General features: G+C 57.7%; 18 protein-coding genes and 1 pseudogene. 8 read left to right on the top strand and 11 right to left on the bottom strand.

Going from position 1 to position 17,843, the window contains the following annotated elements:
• The first annotated feature begins 306 nt into the window (after positions 1-306).
• From clpP to ACVWXZ_RS06400, 4 genes are all read left to right on the top strand, one after another.
• Positions 307-909, top strand: coding sequence for an ATP-dependent Clp endopeptidase proteolytic subunit ClpP (gene clpP, locus ACVWXZ_RS06385; protein ID WP_011434140.1), 603 nt, complete (start codon positions 307-309; stop codon positions 907-909).
• A gap of 509 nt (positions 910-1,418) precedes the next feature.
• Entirely contained in the window at positions 1,419-2,843 is a 1,425-nt protein-coding gene (locus tag ACVWXZ_RS06390; protein ID WP_011434138.1) for a form I ribulose bisphosphate carboxylase large subunit, read from the top strand.
• Between the two features lie 66 nt (positions 2,844-2,909).
• Positions 2,910-3,317 carry a RuBisCO chaperone RbcX gene (rcbX, locus tag ACVWXZ_RS06395; protein WP_011434137.1) on the top strand — a complete coding sequence of 136 codons (408 nt, stop codon included), beginning with the start codon at positions 2,910-2,912 and terminating at the stop codon, positions 3,315-3,317.
• An 8-nt stretch (positions 3,318-3,325) separates the two neighbouring features.
• Entirely contained in the window at positions 3,326-3,658 is a 333-nt protein-coding gene (locus ACVWXZ_RS06400) for a ribulose bisphosphate carboxylase small subunit (RefSeq protein ID WP_011434136.1), read from the top strand.
• A gap of 321 nt (positions 3,659-3,979) precedes the next feature.
• On the opposite strand, the gene ACVWXZ_RS06405 is transcribed toward ACVWXZ_RS06400, so the two are convergent.
• From ACVWXZ_RS06405 to ACVWXZ_RS06415, 3 genes and pseudogenes are all read right to left on the bottom strand, one after another.
• Positions 3,980-4,738 carry a TIGR00297 family protein gene (locus tag ACVWXZ_RS06405; protein ID WP_457482304.1) on the bottom strand — a complete coding sequence of 253 codons (759 nt, stop codon included), beginning with the start codon at positions 4,736-4,738 and terminating at the stop codon, positions 3,980-3,982.
• Positions 4,739-4,832: 94 nt separating this feature from the next.
• A pseudogene (locus ACVWXZ_RS06410) lies at positions 4,833-5,386 on the bottom strand (IS5 family transposase); the annotation flags it as partial.
• A 98-nt stretch (positions 5,387-5,484) separates the two neighbouring features.
• Positions 5,485-6,849, bottom strand: coding sequence for a serine/threonine protein kinase (locus ACVWXZ_RS06415; RefSeq protein WP_457482305.1), 1,365 nt, complete (start codon positions 6,847-6,849; stop codon positions 5,485-5,487).
• A gap of 134 nt (positions 6,850-6,983) precedes the next feature.
• Here ACVWXZ_RS06415 and ACVWXZ_RS06420 point away from each other — a divergent pair, with 134 nt between their 5' ends.
• Positions 6,984-8,555, top strand: a complete 1,572-nt coding sequence (locus tag ACVWXZ_RS06420; protein ID WP_414343837.1) for a photosystem II high light acclimation radical SAM protein — start codon at positions 6,984-6,986, stop codon at positions 8,553-8,555.
• 125 nt (positions 8,556-8,680) lie between these two features.
• Here ACVWXZ_RS06420 and ACVWXZ_RS06425 read toward each other — a convergent pair whose 3' ends face one another.
• The 4 genes from ACVWXZ_RS06425 to ACVWXZ_RS06440 all read right to left on the bottom strand — a co-directional run bounded on the left by ACVWXZ_RS06425 (position 8,681) and on the right by ACVWXZ_RS06440 (position 10,811).
• Positions 8,681-9,376 (bottom strand): chorismate pyruvate-lyase family protein, encoded by a 696-nt coding sequence (locus tag ACVWXZ_RS06425; protein ID WP_414330733.1) that lies wholly within the window; start codon positions 9,374-9,376, stop codon positions 8,681-8,683.
• Between the two features lie 132 nt (positions 9,377-9,508).
• Entirely contained in the window at positions 9,509-10,012 is a 504-nt protein-coding gene (locus ACVWXZ_RS06430) for an AbrB family transcriptional regulator (RefSeq protein ID WP_414330730.1), read from the bottom strand.
• Positions 10,009-10,458: a Fur family transcriptional regulator gene (locus ACVWXZ_RS06435; protein ID WP_457482306.1), complete on the bottom strand. Its 450-nt coding sequence runs from the start codon at positions 10,456-10,458 to the stop codon at positions 10,009-10,011. Before ACVWXZ_RS06435 ends, ACVWXZ_RS06430 begins: the two co-directional genes overlap by 4 nt.
• A 29-nt stretch (positions 10,459-10,487) precedes the next feature.
• Complete coding sequence (locus ACVWXZ_RS06440; RefSeq protein ID WP_011434128.1) at positions 10,488-10,811, bottom strand: DUF1825 family protein; 324 nt, start codon at positions 10,809-10,811, stop codon at positions 10,488-10,490.
• A 150-nt stretch (positions 10,812-10,961) separates the two neighbouring features.
• Between ACVWXZ_RS06440 and cobT the strand changes: the two genes are divergently transcribed.
• Positions 10,962-12,089, top strand: a complete 1,128-nt coding sequence (gene cobT / locus ACVWXZ_RS06445; protein WP_457403771.1) for a nicotinate mononucleotide-dependent phosphoribosyltransferase CobT — start codon at positions 10,962-10,964, stop codon at positions 12,087-12,089.
• Here cobT and clpS read toward each other — a convergent pair.
• The 4 genes from clpS to ACVWXZ_RS06465 all read right to left on the bottom strand — a co-directional run bounded on the left by clpS (position 12,038) and on the right by ACVWXZ_RS06465 (position 16,151).
• Entirely contained in the window at positions 12,038-12,343 is a 306-nt protein-coding gene (gene clpS, locus ACVWXZ_RS06450) for an ATP-dependent Clp protease adapter ClpS (protein WP_011434126.1), read from the bottom strand. The genes cobT and clpS overlap by 52 nt on opposite strands.
• A gap of 177 nt (positions 12,344-12,520) precedes the next feature.
• Positions 12,521-14,362 (bottom strand): hypothetical protein, encoded by a 1,842-nt coding sequence (locus tag ACVWXZ_RS06455; protein WP_457403773.1) that lies wholly within the window; start codon positions 14,360-14,362, stop codon positions 12,521-12,523.
• 140 nt (positions 14,363-14,502) lie between these two features.
• Entirely contained in the window at positions 14,503-14,898 is a 396-nt protein-coding gene (locus ACVWXZ_RS06460) for a hypothetical protein (RefSeq protein ID WP_457403774.1), read from the bottom strand.
• Positions 14,899-14,957: 59 nt separating this feature from the next.
• Entirely contained in the window at positions 14,958-16,151 is a 1,194-nt protein-coding gene (locus ACVWXZ_RS06465) for an RNA-guided endonuclease InsQ/TnpB family protein (protein WP_457403776.1), read from the bottom strand.
• A gap of 132 nt (positions 16,152-16,283) precedes the next feature.
• Here ACVWXZ_RS06465 and ACVWXZ_RS06470 point away from each other — a divergent pair, with 132 nt between their 5' ends.
• Positions 16,284-16,952 carry a RibD family protein gene (locus ACVWXZ_RS06470; protein WP_457403777.1) on the top strand — a complete coding sequence of 223 codons (669 nt, stop codon included), beginning with the start codon at positions 16,284-16,286 and terminating at the stop codon, positions 16,950-16,952.
• Positions 16,953-17,571: 619 nt separating this feature from the next.
• On the top strand, positions 17,572-17,772 hold the full coding sequence (locus tag ACVWXZ_RS06475) for a DUF2811 domain-containing protein (RefSeq protein WP_041436785.1): 201 nt from the start codon (positions 17,572-17,574) through the stop codon (positions 17,770-17,772).
• Positions 17,773-17,843 lie beyond the last annotated feature (71 nt).

Below are 17,843 nucleotides of genomic sequence, written 5' to 3' on the forward strand. Positions count from 1 at the left end.
GCCTGAAATTCCGAAACTTAGCTGTCCTCTGGGGCCGCTAGGGATTGGGATAAAGCTCGCACCCTGCGCATAGCGCGGGTGTCGGGTAGTTTACCTCACCACATCACAAAGAGCCACACCTCAGACCCGTTCCACATCCCAGAAGAAGAGGGATCCCGCCATAACCACCCCGTCTCTTTGCTGTTCTAGCCGGCTCACACCCCATCGAGCCCCGTACGGAGGCGGGCCGGTGAGTCGTCCTGAGCAAAGCATCCGTCCGGTGGCTTAGACTACACTAGTAAGGACTGACCCATCGTTTGGACTGGCATGATTCCCACCGTTATTGAGCAATCTGCGCGAGGCGAGCGCGCCTTTGACATTTACTCGCGTCTCTTGCGGGATCGGATCATTTTCTTGGGCACCCAGGTGGACGACGACATTGCCAACCTGATTGTGGCCCAGATGCTCTACTTGGAGTCCGAAGACCCTGAAAAAGACATCTACCTCTACATCAACTCCCCCGGCGGCTCTGTCTATGCTGGCATGGCCATTTACGACACCATGCAGCACATTCAGCCGGATGTCTCCACCATCTGCATTGGTTTGGCTGCCAGCATGGGAGCCTTTCTGCTGGCAGGGGGCACCAAAGGCAAGCGCATTGCCCTTCCCCACGCCCGCATCATGATCCACCAACCCCTTGGTGGAGCTCAGGGGCCAGCTACCGATATTGAAATTCAGGCCAAAGAGATCCTCTTCATCAAAAACAGCCTCAATAGCTTGCTGGCCTACCACACCGGTCAACCTCTAGAGCGCATCGAACGAGATACCGACCGCGACAACTTCATGACCCCAGAACAAGCCAAAGAGTACGGCCTCATCGACCAAGTGATCAGCAAGAGACCCCAGCCAACCCTGGCAGCCGTTTCTTGACCCTCCAGATCCTGTGGGTGGACTTGCTCCGCTCCCTCAAAGAAGGGAGCTTTTGGTTTTGGCCGGGGATCCCACCCGAAGGATATTAAGAAAGCCAAAGAAATCTGTATTCTCGGCAGGCAGCAACGGGACTCACTTTAACCAAACTAATCAAACTCATAAAGAAAGTAATGTTCAGCCCACTATTGCGGATGATAGCTTAGGATTAAACCAGTATAGAGTTGTGTTTGCCGAGATTCTAGCTTAGGCACTGTATAAAAATCTTTCTACTGGATTTGCAAGTCCAGGGAGTCCAAGCTAGCAATTGAAGGCACTCGAAAAGAAGGGTTTGGGGCTTCCATCCCCTGGGATGAAGAGTGTCTTAAGGCCCAACTTTGGCCTCGCGGTTGTGGGGCGAGTTCGTTCACGAAAACTCGGTGGTCTTGAGTTTTGGCCCTGGGTTTTTTCCTCTTGGTTGCATCCGTGAATGGCATTTTCTGGTTCTGTGATTCGTTCAGAGGGAGATCAACGTGGCCTATTCAGCAACCCAATCCAAAAGCGGCTATCAAGCCGGTGTGAAGGATTACCGACTCACCTATTACACTCCCGACTACACGCCTAAGGATACCGACGTCTTGGCCTGTTTCCGGGTTACTCCTCAGCCGGGTGTTCCTCCCGAAGAGGCCGGGGCGGCTGTGGCGGCTGAGTCTTCGACAGGCACCTGGACAACGGTATGGACAGATTTGCTGACCGACTTGGATCGGTACAAAGGCCGCTGCTATGACATCGAGCCGGTTCCCGGCGAAGACAACCAGTACTTCTGCTTCGTCGCCTATCCGCTGGATCTGTTCGAGGAAGGCTCGGTGACCAACATGCTCACCTCGATTGTGGGCAACGTTTTTGGCTTTAAGGCCCTAAAGGCGCTGCGGCTGGAAGATGTGCGGATCCCGGTGGCCTACCTGAAAACCTTCCAGGGCCCTCCCCACGGCATTCAGGTGGAGCGGGATAAGTTGAATAAGTATGGCCGTCCGCTGCTGGGCTGCACCATCAAACCCAAGTTGGGCCTTTCTGCCAAAAATTACGGGCGGGCCGTGTATGAAGCTCTGCGGGGCGGTTTGGACTTCACCAAAGACGACGAAAACATCAACTCCCAGCCCTTCCAGCGCTGGCGGGATCGCTACCTGTTCGTGATGGAGGCTGTCCACAAGGCCCAAGCAGAAACCGGCGAGATCAAGGGCCACTACCTGAATGTGACGGCGCCTACCTGTGAGGAGATGTTCAAACGGGCCGAGTTCGCCAAGGAGTTGGGCGCTCCCATCATCATGCACGACTACTTGACAGCCGGCTTTACTGCCAACACCAGCCTGGCCAAGTGGTGCCGGGATAACGGCATTCTGTTGCACATTCACCGTGCCATGCACGCGGTGATCGACCGGCAGAAGAACCATGGCATCCACTTCCGGGTGTTGGCCAAGTGTTTGCGCATGTCCGGTGGCGACCACCTGCACTCTGGGACGGTGGTGGGCAAGTTGGAAGGCGACCGCGCCATCACGATGGGCTTTGTGGATCTCATGCGGGAAAACTACGTAGAGGCCGATCGCTCCCGCGGCATTTTCTTCACCCAAGATTGGGCTTCCATGCCAGGGGTGATGCCGGTGGCTTCCGGTGGGATCCACGTTTGGCACATGCCGGCGCTGGTGGAAATCTTCGGCGACGACTCGGTGCTGCAGTTTGGCGGCGGAACCTTGGGACACCCCTGGGGCAACGCGCCGGGCGCAACCGCCAACCGGGTGGCCTTGGAAGCGTGTATCCAAGCTCGTAACGAAGGTCGAGATCTGGCCCGCGAAGGCAACGACATTATCCGGGAAGCAGCCAAGTGGTCGCCGGAGCTGGCGGCTGCCTGCGAGCTGTGGAAGGAAATCAAGTTCGAGTTCAAGGCCGTCGACACCCTCTAGAGATCTGCTGGGGGCAGGGGATCCCTACGGTTCTCTTGCCCTGCTGGCCCCCTCCCTGGATCGGCAATGGATCTGAAACAGATCGCCAAAGACACCGCCAAGACCTTGATCAGCTACCTGACTTATCAGGCGATGCGCACGGTGCTGGCTCAACTGAGCGAAACAGATCCCCCCAGGGCTCTTTGGCTACAGCAGTTCTCCGCTCGGCAAAACCTTCAGGATGGGGAAGCCTACCTGCGGGCTTTGCTGGCTGAGCGTCCTGAGTTGGCCTATCGCATCATGACCGTTCGTGAACACATTGCTGCGGAGGTGGTCGATTACCTGCCGGAAATGGCCAAAGCCGGCATCCAGCAAGCCAACATGGAGCACCGCCGCAATCATCTAGAACGGATCACCTCAGCAACAGGATCCCTACCCGTTACCCACCCGGAAGCGGGATCCCCCCCACAAAACCCTAGGCTCGAAACGGAGTGACACCGATCATGCAAACCTTACCAAAAGAGCGCCGCTACGAAACCCTCTCCTATCTGCCGCCGCTGACGGATCTGCAGATCATCAAGCAGGTGCAGTACATCTTGGATCAGGGCTACATCCCGGCCATAGAGTTCAACGAATCGTCTGAACCAACGGTTCGCTATTGGACGCTGTGGAAGCTGCCCCTGTTCAGCGCCACTTCTCCCCAGGAGGTGCTCAGCGAAGTGCAGGCTTGCCGCAGCGCCTACCCCAACTGTTTCATTCGCGTGGTGGGGTTCGACAACATTAAGCAGTGCCAAGTGCTCAGCTTCCTGGTCTATAAGCCCAGCGGCCTGCGCTAAGGGAGCTCTGGTCAGCGAAAGGGGAGAGCTTCTCCCCTTTTGGTCAAGCCTCCTGGCTTGACTTCTTTGTATGGCCGTTCTCGGTGGCACGGCAATAGAGACCGTGGTTCGGTAATGGTCATGTACAACGTTGCCGTCAACGGGCAACCGGGGTTGGGAACCAGCCTCGTTGGTCTCGGATGTTGCAGCACTCCTTCAGAGACCTGCGGGTCTATGAAGCAACTGGGATAGAGGAAGGGACAAAAACCTCACTGTTAAGGGGATGGGGCACTAGAAACCCCATCTGCCTATACGGTGGGGTAGTTCATGGTGACCCTATTTCTAGGATCCGATGCCCATAAGGGATCCCAGCCCTACCGCCAGAAGAGCGGCCAGGGTTGTTTGAATACTGTTTACAACTTCGTTGGTCATCCAGGCCAAATGGGGTTGTAACACCACTCCCATCCAGCTTTCCGCCAGGGTGGCCAGGATCCCAGCCAGCCAGCAGATGCCCAGCCAAAATGGGCTTTCCCCCACCCACTCCCCGCCAATCCCCCAGGCCAACCCGGCCATCCCTGCCGCTGCCGCCACTCCCGCCAGGGATCCCTCTAGGCTCACGGCTCCTTCTGTGCCCGCCGGCACGGACTGGAAGGTGGTGATCAAAAAGGTCTTGCGGCCATAGGCTTTCCCCACCTCGCTGCTGACGGTATCGGCCAATTTCGCTGCAAAGCTGGCGCTGTATCCCAACCACCACAGGGGATGCGGGAAGAAAGCATATCCCACCGCACATACTGCCCCGGTTAAAGCGGATCCCCAGACGTTCTCCGGCCCTCGCGCCCCCTCTCGCTTTTCGGCGATCCCCTGCGCCTGCTTGCGCCGGATCCCCAGTTTGGTTACGGCTGTTCCCACTAAAAAATAGGCAGCTACCACCGCGTAGCCCCGCCCGCCCAGCCCCCCCCACACCAGCAGGCCCAGCAGGCCCGCGTGGATGACCCCTGCTCGCGTCAGAGCTTTCTGAGGGCTCAGCAGACCCAGCACCACCAGAGCCAGGTTGAGCCAGAGTGCCACCCCCCACTGACTCAGAAGCCACGCCTGCCACATATACCCTTAAACTTTAGCCACAGCAATTTGGCCAGATAATTCTCAGCACAAGCACCAATATAGCAATCCGTGTTAAATCGCAAAAAAATCTTTTATCGACTAAATGCCTCTCCCTGTAAACGTGCCGGTCAAATCTCCCACCACCCTCCTATTCCTCTTAGAAGGAATCACCACCCGGCCTTCCCTTGTCTATCCTCTCCCTGAATTCCTGAGAATCTTATCCCCTATCACCTTCGTATGCTCTTCTTGCCAACTCTCTGGTAATGCCTCTGCTTGGGTAATATCCTGCTTTGCCCTGCTGTGATTCTAAACACTAACGGCTTCCCCAAACCATCCACACTCACATGGATCTGAGTGCTGTATCCACCTCGACTCCTCCCCAAAGCTTGCTCCCCTTTTTTTGCGGCTGCCCAGGGGTGAGCACGAACGACAGTTGAGTCAAGGATAAGATGCTCTAAGTCAGGGTCTTTCCCAAACTCCCAAGCAACTCCAGCGATGGAATCTCTGGTGTATCATTTTCCATATCTTTTTGGGAGGTAGCGCCACGGGGATCCAGAGCGAGCTATTACAGCAGGCCTTGGATAAACTGTTTGCATCCTGCCTCTTTGCCGATGTGGATCTGGATTCTGTTTTCAGGAAAGCTATAATTTTTTGCTATTTTATTTGCTGTGATCTGCAGCAAGATAACTCATCAGACCTTACCCAAAAACTGTCCTTATCATAACTAAATGCAAAAAACCTAACGACTACACCTTTCGCCGTTCAACTGGGATCTGCAGCCAACGGCTTAGTTCCGAGGCCAACCACTCCAGCTCTGGCTCCTGCAAAGGGATCCCCGCTCCCAACTCGTATTTGCGGTTGCCCGCCCAGATGTTCAACTGTGGGCTTTGGCATGGGATCAGCTCCAGCCGGTCAATATCCCATCGCCGACTGGGGGGAACTCTGCGAAAGCGCAGGCCAAACACCTCGTAAACCAGGCGAATGTATTTTGTGTCGATCCGTAGGTGGACTTTGCCGAATAGACCGTAGAGGATCACGCCCACCATCACCAACCCCACCGTCCAGAAGGGCAGGATGAATAGGCCAAACAACAGATTGGCCGGAAAAGGCGCATGCCCAACCGATATGATCGTGAAAAAGGTGGTGAAGGAGTTCCAAGCGATGGCGAAAGGCAGCAACACCAAAACACCGATTTGCCGGGCCGGGATCACCACCTGAAAGGTCTGTTCAGACTTGTGCAGTTGAATCCGGCTGCCTGCTGGCTGTCGAGTAGGGACTGCTGCTGCGTCTGAGGGAATCAAGGCGGGACGACGATCCAAATGCTCCAGCGCCTCCAGGGCCTGCCGGGCGGAAGCGGGACGATCTGCCGCCAAAGGTTCCGTCATCCACCGCAGCCAGTCGCGAAAGGGCGGGCTCAGGTGCACCGCTTGCTCGAACACAATCCGGGCTCCCTCCTGGGGCAGATCCGCCGGGTGTTGGCCGGTGAGCAGGTGGATTAGGGTGGCACCCAGGCTGTAGAGGTCGGAAGCGGGCACGGTTCTGCCGCCAAATTGCTCTAGGGGCATGTAGCCGTAGCTCCCCACCACGGTGTAGGATCCCTGCTCCCGTGGAGCAGCCGCCTGAACCGAGCCAAAATCCACTAGGTACACCTGCTGGTCGGATCCCAAGAGAATGTTGCTGGGCTTGAGATCTCGGTGAATGACGGGGGGATGGAGTTCGTGCAGGTAGACGAGAATGCGCAGCAGCTTTTGCGCCAGCTCCCGCACCTCCGGCTCGGCAAAGCGCCGCCCTTGCTCCATCCACTCCTGCAGCGAGGGGGCGTCGATGTAGGTTTGCACCAGGGCTAGGCCCCGTCCTCCCTCTAGGCTGATCTCGAAGTGGTCGCGGTATTCAGGAATGGCCGGATGGGAGAGGGTCTGCAGGATCTGGGCTTCCCGCTCGAACAGCTTCAGGTCGGCCCAATCAAAGTCTGGCCCAAAGAGCAGCAGCTTGATCACCACCTGTTCCGAGGTGAGCAAATCCTGAGCCAGGTAGGTGTGTCTGCCGCTGCGCTTGCTCAATCGCCGCTCTGGCCGATAGCGACTGTGCCAAATTGGGCCCTCTGGAGTCATACCCTCTCCTCAGGTCCGACCCTGCTGGTTGCTTCAACTTTAGCTTATCTTTGTCCCTTCTGGATCCCTGCCGCCGCGCCTCTCAAAAAGCGATTAGAGTGAGTGAAGAGATGTAAAGTAAGCTCTCAGGTTATATGGCCTCGAACCTGAAGATTCAAAAAATCCTCTATGTGCGGCTGCCCTGCAACCCCATTTTTCCCATTGGGGTGGTTTATTTGGCCGATCATGTCCACAAGCTGTTCCCCCAAGTTGAGCAGCGCATCTTCGATATGGGCACCTTCCCGCCCTTGGATTTTCGCCGCCGCATGCTGGAGCAAATTGATCAGTTTCAGCCGGATTTGCTGGTTTTCTCTTGGCGAGATATTCAAGTCTATGCGCCGGTGAACGGGCGGGCCGGCAACCTGTTGCAACACTCTTTTGAGTTTTTCTACGCCCGCAACCCCCTGAAAAAATTGCGGGGATCCCTGAATAGCCTCAGGCTGGTGCTGGCCTACTATGGCGAGATTTGGCGCAACACCCGGCTGGTCTGGCAGGGGATCCGCAGAGCCAGGCGCTACAAACCTCACGCTGAAGCGGTGTTGGGGGGTGGGGCAGTCAGCGTCTTCTACGAACAATTGGGCCGCTACCTGCCCCAAGGCACCATCATCTCGGTGGGGGAAGGAGAAACGCTGCTGGAAAAAGTCATCCAAGGGCAAAGCCTAGCCACAGAGCGCTGCTATCGGGCCAAGCTGGAGCAACCTCGCCCAGGTTTGATCCACGAGCCGCCTCAACCTCTGCAAAAAACCGCCTGTGATTACACCTACATCACCGCCATTTGGCCGGAAATTGACTACTACTTAGAAGGGGGCGACTTTTACATTGGGGTACAAACCAAGCGCGGCTGCCCCCACAACTGCTGCTACTGCATCTACACCGTCATCGAAGGCAAGCAGGTGCGCCTCAACCCTGTGGATGAGGTGATCCGAGAAATGATGCAGTTGTACGAGCGAGGAGTGCGAAACTTTTGGTTTACTGACGCCCAGTTTATCCCTGCCCGCCGCTACATTGAGGATGCGGAGGAATTGCTGCAGAAAATCCTTGATGCCGGCATGACCGATATTCGCTGGGCTGCCTATATTCGGGCCGACAACCTCACCCCAAAGCTGGCCGAGCTCATGGTGAAAACTGGCATGAGCTACTTCGAGATCGGCATCACCAGCGGATCCCAGGAGCTGGTGCGCAAAATGCGCATGGGCTATAACCTGCGCACGGTACTGGAGAGCTGCCGCTACCTCAAACAGGCAGGGTTCAACGATCTGGTTTCGGTCAATTACTCCTTTAATGTCATCGACGAGCGACCGGAAACCATTCGGCAAACAGTACGGTACCATCGCGAGCTGGAAGCCATCTTTGGTCGCGACAAAGTTGAGCCGGCCATCTTCTTCATCGGCCTGCAACCCCACACTCATCTAGAAGATTTTGCTCGCAAAATCGGTGTTATCGACGACCGCTTTAACCCCATGCACATGACTCCTTGGACGGCGCGCAAACTGCTCTGGAACCCAGAACCCCTGGGATCCTTTTTTGGGGAAGTGTGTCTGGAAGCCTGGGATCGCAACCCCCATGATTTTGGCCGCGAGGTGATGGATATCCTGGAGCGTCGTCTTGGCCTGGCAGAGTTGGAAGAAGCCCTGAGCGCGCCCCTGACAGGGGTTTACGTGTCTTAGATCTTGGCCAGGCAGCCTCTCTAACCTTAGGAGGACTATCAGCGCATCTCCACCAGCGCCCAATTGGATCCGCAGGTGGCCGCCGCCATCACCGCAGCCGTGCGCCGTTGGAGGTCTCCGTCGCGCTAGCGGGACAGGGCCCTTGCGGCCAGCCGTGGAGAAAACACCTCGTAGATGACGGTCAAAGGCTGGCCCCTGTGCAACAAAAGATAATGCCTAGCCCAGAAGGGACCGGGACACTGCAGCAGCCGGGCAACCGGGTCTGCCTCGCCGTGGTAAAGGCCGCGCAGCTCGCGAAAGGTCTCCAGTTTTTCTTGGATCAGATTTTGGCCAATGGGCCGATCGGGATGGGGCAAGTATTGAACCAGATGTTCAGAGTTCCACCAAGAGGTGGCATAGAGCAAGGGCTGTTGAGAGGTTACTCCGCACAGCCAAACCCGCCGCCGCATCAAAGGGGATCCCAGCCGCCCCAAATCTCTGGCCAGCTGTTGCATGGACTTGGGGGCAGTGCCCTGCTCTGCCTGTAAATCAACCCGGCCCGTGTCCAGCAGATGAGCCTGAATCGGCTCTTGGATCAAGGCAGCAAGATTACGGGTGGTAAAGCCATCCCCCAAAAGCAGCAAGCGCAGCACGGGATCCACCTGCACCAGCTCAGGCTGTACCGGGTCTGGCTCCCCCTGCCAATGCAGCTGTAGAGGCCACCAATCGCCTTGGCCAGAGGAGACATTGCCCAAAGAGCCATCTGCAGAACGGAGAGCAGCGCTCCAAGGGGATCCGGCAGCGTCGGCATGGCAGGTGAGTGGAGAAGGGGAAAGTTCCAAGGCAGCGGTTCAGTTGTTAAGTTCTGTATCGCCCCTAGTCTAACCCACCCACCGTCTCTGCTCCGAGGACTTTCGTGACATACTCCGGCACTCATGCTGATGCACAGAGGGCGGGGCTTCCCGGCGGTCTAGCTAACTCGTGCCCGGCTGAACGAGCAGTCGCACCACCCAGGGGACGACCACGACGACACTGATCAGGCGTGCCAAGTGCATGACCACCACTGTGCTGGTTTGGGCTCCCATGTCCAGGGCTATCAGGCTCATGTCGGAAATGCCTCCTGGAGCTGTGCCCAAGATGGCAGTCAAGCGCTCGATCCCCAGCCAACGGGAGATCAGGTACCCCGACAAGACCCCCGTGCCCACCGCAATCACTGTACAGAGCAGGGCTGGTCGCCACAGATCTTTCAGGGCCAGAAGCGTATCGGCAGTGAGCTTAGTACCCAAAAGAATGCCCAACACCACCTGCATGGCAAAACGGATCCCGGCTGGGGGAGCGGGAATTGGGATCGCCCCCCAGACATTCACCAGACCCACCGCCACCATGGAGCCCACCAGCGCTCCTGCCGGAAGCCTCAGCTTGACCCCGATCAGGGCGCCGGCCAGCCCGATCAACACCGTCCAGAGATAGCTCATCATTTGGGCTTAGCTTTGAGAAAAGAGGAACGCTGTGAGTCCGGGCCTGGCCCAACCCCTCTACGGCACTGGGCACAGACGCCGTAGAAGTCAAGCACATGGTACTCGATCGCAAATTGGTATCGGCTGGAAAGCTGTGCCTCCAAATCTTCCACCGGACAATCGGGCAAAGGCACCACCCGCCGACATTCGGTGCAGATCAGGTGGTGGCGGTTGTGGCCATTGCTGGGCAGAACCTGGTAGTAGGTCTGCTGATCTCCCAAGTTGACCGCCTGCAGCTTGCCCTCATTGCGCAGAGCATCCAAAACTCGATAAACCGTGGCCAGACCGACGGTGTGGTTGGCATTGCGCAACTCCAGAAAGATCTCTTGCGCCGAAAGGGGCTGCGACTGCTGCTCTAGCACCTCCAGAATCAATTTCTGGTTGCGGGTCTGGCGGGAAGAAGACATGGTCCCTTCGTGTAGGTCGTTCTTGGGGGTCAACGCTCAGCGTCTGCCTCAGCTTTCATGCGCTCTAGGGTCTGGTGCATCTGGTCAAACATTTGGGTCAGGGAGAGCCCAAACCCCCCAAGCTGAGTTTGCAGTTGTTTGATGGTCATTTGAGCCATAAAGTCGTCGGAGAGTTCCAACCGCTTCATGAAAATGCGCTGGCGCTCCAGCAACTCCTCCATCTGTTCGATGAAGATTTTTTTGCCTTCCCGGTCGAATTGGCCGTACCGTTGACCAAGCTGCATCAGGTTTTGGAAATCCTGAAACAGTTGCTTGGCTTCCTCTTGGACGATCTCAGAGTCGAAGAAGCTCATGGCCTTCCGTTTGCCCTGAATAAACTGCATTGGGTATACCCATCCTATCCGAATCCGATTGCCTCAGCAGGAGGCAACCCCTCCTGCGAGTACGGGATCCCGCCCTTCTGGCTCAGGATAGACTCTGGCTTGTTTGCCTCGGTGTCCGGTATGCTTCCGTTTCCTTGCGTTAAGGCTTACACTCAGCCGGCTGTGGCCCGGCGGTGGTGCGAACGGGTGCAGGGATCCCGACCTCTGTTTCTGGCCTGCTTGGGGTTTACCGAAACGGCTCTTGTTCCGGGCATTTCGGCTGCCGGCGCTACCCCCTCCTTGCGTCGCTACACAGCTCTTGCCGATGGGGAAGTGTTGCTGGCGGGCCATTCTCACCGCTTGCCCACCTCTCCGGATGGCTATCCTTCTCCGGTGGTGATCAGCTGCGCCATCCTGAGGGAGTTGGGGATCCCGTGCCGAGTGTTCGATTGTGGCTTGCCGGAACCTTTGCCGGGGGCAGAAATGGTGAGCTCTGGGGGAGTGGCCCGCTGCTTGAGCACAGGACAGGCTCTGTCTTTGGAGCAGGTGGGATCCCTTTGGCAAGAAGGGTACGACCGCGGATCCCGGCTGGAGAAAGGCTACTGCGTGATTGGAGAATGCGTGGCGGGGGGCACCACCACGGCGCTGGCGGTGTTACTGGGGTTGGGGTGGGCAGCAGAGGGCATGGTGAACAGCAGCCACCCGGTCTGTAACCACACCCAAAAGCTGGCCTTGGCCCGGCAGGGATTGGCCCGTCTGCCAAGGGGAGCTTCTGCTGCTGAGGTGGTGGCGGCAGTGGGGGATCCCATGCAGCCCTTTGTGGCCGGGTTGGCGATGGGCGCAGCGCAACGGGGAGCGGTGCTGCTGGCGGGGGGAACCCAAATGTTGGCGGTGCTGGCCTTGATGCAGCGCTGGGGGGAAGAGCAGGGGATCCCTTGGCCCCCGGAGAACGTGGTGGTGGGAACCACCCGCTGGGTGGCAGAGGATCCCTCGGGCAATACGGTGGCCTTGGCAGAGTTGTTGGGGGTTGCTCCCCTTTTGGCCACCCAACTAAGCTTTGCCAATAGCCGCTATCTGCCTCTACAGGCTTACGAGCGGGGCTATGTCAAGGAAGGGGTGGGGGCGGGTGGGCTGGCCATTGCCAGCAGCCTTTACGCCGGTTGGGGCCAAGCGGAGCTGTTGGCAGCAGTTGAGCGCAGCTACGAACGCCTGGTGCTTCAGGCCGGCTCCAAGGGGGCCATGGTCAACCCCTCCCGCAGCAATTGCTGATGGTAGAGCTCCGCCTGTTCTTGAGGGCCGACCCAAACAACTGCTTGCCCTTCGGCATCCACCTGCACGGTCAGTTGCCGCGCTAGGGGCAAAGTCATGCCGGGGATGTATTTCAGCAGACATTCCGTAACGTGCTGAAAGGTATTGAAATCGTCATCCAAGACGATCACCTTGAAGTGGGGGTAGGGCTGGCGAACCTGGGTTCTCGAGGGCGAGAACTGCTGAGCAGGTCGAGTTGGAGCTTCCGTAGTCATAGCAGAAGAGATCGACACAACTACCGAGTAACTTGGGTCTCTCAGGGGTGAGAAACCGGTCGCTTCTGATGATCTATCTCTATCTAGTTTCTAGTCTAATTGGCATCTTGTTGGCAGCTTGTGTCTGTATTCGGATCCCTTGTCGGTCGTTGGCGTCAGCGATAGAGCATGGTTCCTCTAAAGCTCTTCCCGCAGCGGGCGGCGGGGCTTTTGCCCGCCGAAGTGGCGCTCGAAATACAGGGCAGTGGCCCGGCGTAGAATCCCGGCTTGGGCAAGGGCCTGACACAGGGATCCCCCTGGCGGCAGGTGCTTCTGGATCTGTTCGATTTGGGTGGCACTGACCAATCCAGAAGCCTTGAGGTAGTCGGCCACGTGGCGTCCCCCTGCCAGTTGAACAGAGTAGCCCCCTTCGCTGAAAAATTTGACGGTCTCCGGCTTGAGGCCGCTGTGGTGGGCCAGCACATCTGTGAAAGTGCCCCCTGCCTTTTCCCAAGCGTGAATGACGGTTTCGATGCCGGCATTGTCGATCAGGCCAGCCGCCCGCAATTGGGTCAATACCCGCTGTACCCAGGGGGTAGCCCGCTGTAGAGCTTCCAAGTCCTCTTCCCCCAAATACTGCTGCGGGGGCAATTCGCTTTCTGGGGCACTCAGCTCGGCTGCCCAGTCGGCTATGGTCAGGGCCTTGAGATCCTCTGCCTCTGGCCGGGCTTTCTCTGGAGCTGGGGTCGGTGCAGCTGCAGGTGGGGAAGTTCGCCGGGCTTCGGCTACCGCTGCGGCTAGAGCACGGTTTTCCGCTTGGGCCGCCTGCAGTTGGGCCTGGAGCTGGCTCACTTGGGCTTGGGCTTCCTGCAAGCGATCTTGAGTTTCTCGCAGTTGGGCTTGGGTTTCTTGGAGCTGCACTTGCAGGCGGTGGGTGGCCTCGGCAGCTTCTTGGCGAACGTGGGCTAGGTCGGCAGTTAAGCGCTGTTTCGTGGACTGGGCCAGTTGGAGTTGATGTTGGTGCTCCTGCAGCGATTGGTTCAGGGCGGCCACTTGGGCTTCCATTTGCTGCAGAGTATGACGCAGGTGGGTTTGCTCTTGGAGCTGCTGTGCCTGATCCTGCTGTATCTTCTGCTGCTCCTGCAGTTGGGATCCCAGCTCTTGCAGCTTGTGTTTGGCTTGAGATTGCCATTCTGTCAGCTCGTGGCAGCGGCGACGTAGGATTTCCAGCTCTGCTTGGGCGGCTTGCAGTTGCGCGGATCCCTGAGTTTGCTGGGCTTGGAGTTGCTCCTCCAGTTCCCGAATGCGCTGTTGGGCAGCCTTTTGTTGTTCTGTCTCCTGTTGAATTTGGGCTTCCAATTGGGCAATGCGCTGCTGCTGCTCCTGCTGGCGGGCTTGATGGTCGGCAACCTGCTGCAGCGATTGTTCGACCAGGAGCTGTTGCTGCTGCCGCTGCTGCTCCAGTTGCGCTTCTAAGATGGCAATTTGCTCTTGGTAGCGCTCCAGCTGGGCTTTGTATTGCTGGGTAACTCTGTAGGTCTCTTGGGCTACCTGTAGAGGGGAGACATAAAGAGGGGGCTGATCGGGAATGGTGGACCACTGCTCCACCATCACCTCCCAACTGTTGGCAGCTCCTTTCTGGCGCCGCAGCCGCTGTTGCTTGTCCAAGGCCCATTCCAACCAGTGGGGTTGTACCCAGCCCTGCTGCACCAAGATCTCCCCCAGCTTGCGCTCCGGGTGCTGCCGCTGCTGAATCAGGGCCTGATGGATGTGCTCCAGCTCCAGATACCCATGCAGCATCAAGATCTCGCCGATACGCACCAGTTCGACCGGGATCAACGGATAGAGATCTTGGGGGGCAATCCAGCCGTGCTGCATACACAGCTCCCCCAACATCAAGGGGGTATCGGCCTTTTCCCACATGGCCTGAGCCAGTTGGGCGGGGGTGAGCAGTCCTGCTCGGTTGAGGGCTTCTCCCAAGCGGATCTCAAACTTTTCCTGCTCGATGGCGGTTGGGGTGGGGCTGGTCGGCGGATTCATTGGGCCTCTCGGACGGGAAGAGTAAGCTCTGCTACAACTATCGTAGTGGAAAATCTTTAGAGAAGTAGCATGCTGCAACCGAAACGCATTTTGTCAAGCCGAGGATCCACGGATTTTGCCGGAAGGTCGCTTTTTAAGTCCTAAGAGGGGCGCTGTTCTTGGCTTTGGGCAAACTGTTGCAGCCGCCGCAGCATCAGCAATTGTCCCAAGCCCAAGGGCAGGAGAGAGACGGCCTCTACCCGCAACTGCACCCAGCCGTTCCCCCACAGCCAGTCACAGTAGCCATCGGCTCCTCCCCACATCAGCAGGCGCAGCCGTTCCGGCAGCAGGGTTTCCACCTGGTGCATGATCGAGAGGGGGCCCCATTGGGCCGCAAAGGTGCTGCCCGGCTCCAGCCTTTCGGGAAGGGATCCCTGCAGTTGCTGGGGCCAGATCCACTGCTGCAACAATCCCACCTCTGTCAGACAGCGCTGCACGGTCGATGCACTGGCCTCGACTTCAACCCGGATGGTGGAGGATTGAAATGTCCCTAGCATATCCGTTCCGCGTGGGCGCTCTGGTGACCGGTGCCACGGTTCCCCCGGCGATGCGTAAACTACCCGACCCTGACTGCTTCGCAGTACAGGGCGGGCTTTCGGTAGCCCTGCAGTTGGCAAGCCAACCACGAACCTCTAGGCTGGTTTACAGCAGCCCCCAAAAGCGCAATCACATTCGCACCATTCAAATCCGCATCCCCTTCCCATCCACAGTGCCCACACTTGAACTGCTTCCCATTGCGGTAGGATTGCGCAGGGTCGGGATGAATGTGCAAACACCGGTGGCAGGTCTGCGACGTGTAGGCAGGCGGCACAAGAATCAGAGCAACCCCCGCACGCAGAGCCTTGTACTCCAAAAATTGACGGAGTTGATAAAACGCCCAACTGTTGGCCCTGCGCCGTTCAGTTTTACTGCGGGGTTGTTGGTTGATGCGCTCCCGGATCCCTGTCAAGTCTTCCAGAGCAAGAGCGCTGTTTGTCGCCTTTGCCCTAGAGACAATAGCTTTGGAGATGCGATGATTGACCCACGCCTGAAAGCGCCTCTCCTTGCCAGACAGCCGTTGCAACAGTTCTCTGCATCTGCGCCGCGAACTGCGGGTGCCCTTACTGGCTTTGCGTTGGAGTGCCGCCCTCAGCTTGGAGTAGTGGTCTCGGACTCGGTTCAACTGCTGTCCATTCCAGTTATCTCCTTCCGATGTATGAGCAATATCCGTCCTTCCCAAATCCACGCCCAGCACTCTATCCGTGCGTTGCGGTGGGCACGGTTCCGTTTCCACACAGATTTGAATGGAGTAGGAACCGTCTTTACGCTTGACCAGAGTGGCAGATTTGGGATTGGAGCCCGCCAGCCGTTCTCTCTGGTAACGGCCAATCGCCAGCTCAAAGCGCTCCCGACCCTCCACCGTGGTCAGCGACACCGACCAGTCTTTCTCGCGGAACGAAAAGATACGGGCATCGTAGGTCGCAAAGCCTCTCTTGAACGCTTTGACCGGACGGTTTTTCTGTTGGGCAACTTTACGGGCACCGGCCAGCCGTCTGCAGACCTGCTGAGCCAAGTTACTGGACAAGCCAAACCGAGCGCGAATCTGGTAATAGCAAAGGGACTGGAGTTTGACTGCGTTGACTACTTTTTCTGGTGTGTTTTGGTTGACCCAGTTCAACGCCTGCACAAAGGCATCGATTGTCGCATCCAACTTTGCGGCTTGCGACTGGGCTACCTTGAGCTTGCAGGAGACGGTCAGGACTTGGGTCATGATTCTATCGTAACTTCCGCATTCCTCCCGGCACTGACCCTACGGGTACAGTGCGGGGCTCCTGCGATTTCTAGCTGACTCTATTCTGGTCAATTTGTAGGGTTTGCCCACCCTTTCTCAGCAATCTTGTCTTTGAATCGTCCCCATTTGGTAGCCATCTTCGCCCAGAGCTTGGATGGAAAGATCGCAGCCCACCGAGCGCAGAGGCCCTCCTTCAGCAGCCCTGAGGACTATCGGCATTTGGAAACCCAAGCTGCTCAGCAACAGGCTTTGATCATGGGGGCAGCCACTCTGCGGGCCTACGGCACCAGTCTGCATATTCGGGATCCCGAGTTGATCCAACGCAGAACTGCTCAGGGCCTATCCCCCCAGCCTCTGACGATCATCTGCTCTGGCAGCGGAGATATTCCTGAGGATTTGCCGTTTTTTCGCCAGCCCCTCACCCGTTGGCTGTGGACAACTCCCAAGGGATCCCAAATTTGGCAGAACCGAACCGGCTTTGAGGATATCTGGGTGGCTGCCGATTGGGATCTGCCGGCACGGCTGGCGCGCCTGCGCAGCTTGGGCATTGAACGGGTGGGGTTGTTGGGTGGGGGGCGGCTTTTGGGGGCATTTCTGCAGGCAGGAGCCTTGGATGAGCTGTGGGTTACCCTCGCTCCGGTGCTGCTGAGTGGATACGCCGATGCCCCTGCCAGCATTGAGGGTTGGCAAGTGCAGGGATCCCCGCCCCAGTTGGAGCTGCTGGAATGCCGCCGCGGTTCCAAGGAGCTGTTTTTGCGCTACCGAGTCGAGTGGCCCTGAGAAATGCTCTATACAAACACAAAAATTTTTGGACAAATTCAGATTTCCCAGAAATCCACAGGTTTTCCCCAGGCTTTCCACAGGCGGGTGGGCTGTTTTCCACAGGGCCTTTCCCTCAGGGGGCGGCATCGGGGGTTTCTGTGGAAAAGTGGAGGTGGGTAAGGTTCAGGCGACTACACCCTGAGAAACGTAACGGGATCGCGCCATTTTTTCCCATCCCATCAAGGCCAATGGCAGGCTTTTGTCCGGTTGGATCCCTGGCTTGGGATTGACATCCCCCATAGGGCAGAGGGCAGAATAGCCCCACCTGAGGGCGAGTGGTGTGGAGATTTTCCCGAGCGCTCTCCTTAGAAAGAAAAGACTTCATCTGTTCTACGGCCCACGACAGGCTTAGGAACAGTTGTGAATGCCCTCCCTCCCATCCGCTGGGATAGGGGCAAGCTATGAACCTATATTGCTTGCTTTTCTTCTTGCGGGCCTGCTGAGGCCCCTAGCCTACCTAGGTTGGGTTTTGGTGTTGCGGGCTCGCTCTGTTCGAGCTGCCCAAGTTCTGGCTGTGGCCGCAGGTTTTGCGGGATGCCGTTTTCTCCCCTCTTGACCCCGAGTGAGTGGTTGGACTATGAGTTCTCACAGCGTTAGCATTTTGAGTGAAATTCCCGAGGAGCTGCATGACACCCTCCAAAACTACCTCTCCCGCCATCCCGACTGGGATCAGGATCGGGTGGTGACGGCAGCGCTCTCGTTATTCCTGCTCCAAAGCGGGGAGAGCGACCGGCGGGCGGCACGCATCTACTTGGACAGCCTGTTTCGCCGCAACTGAGCCCCAAGGATGGCCCGTGAAAACCGGGGCAGTGGGAACCTTTTGTTAGCCTGGGTAGGGATCCTGTCCCA

Source organism: Thermostichus sp. MS-CIW-38, from assembly GCF_054058415.1.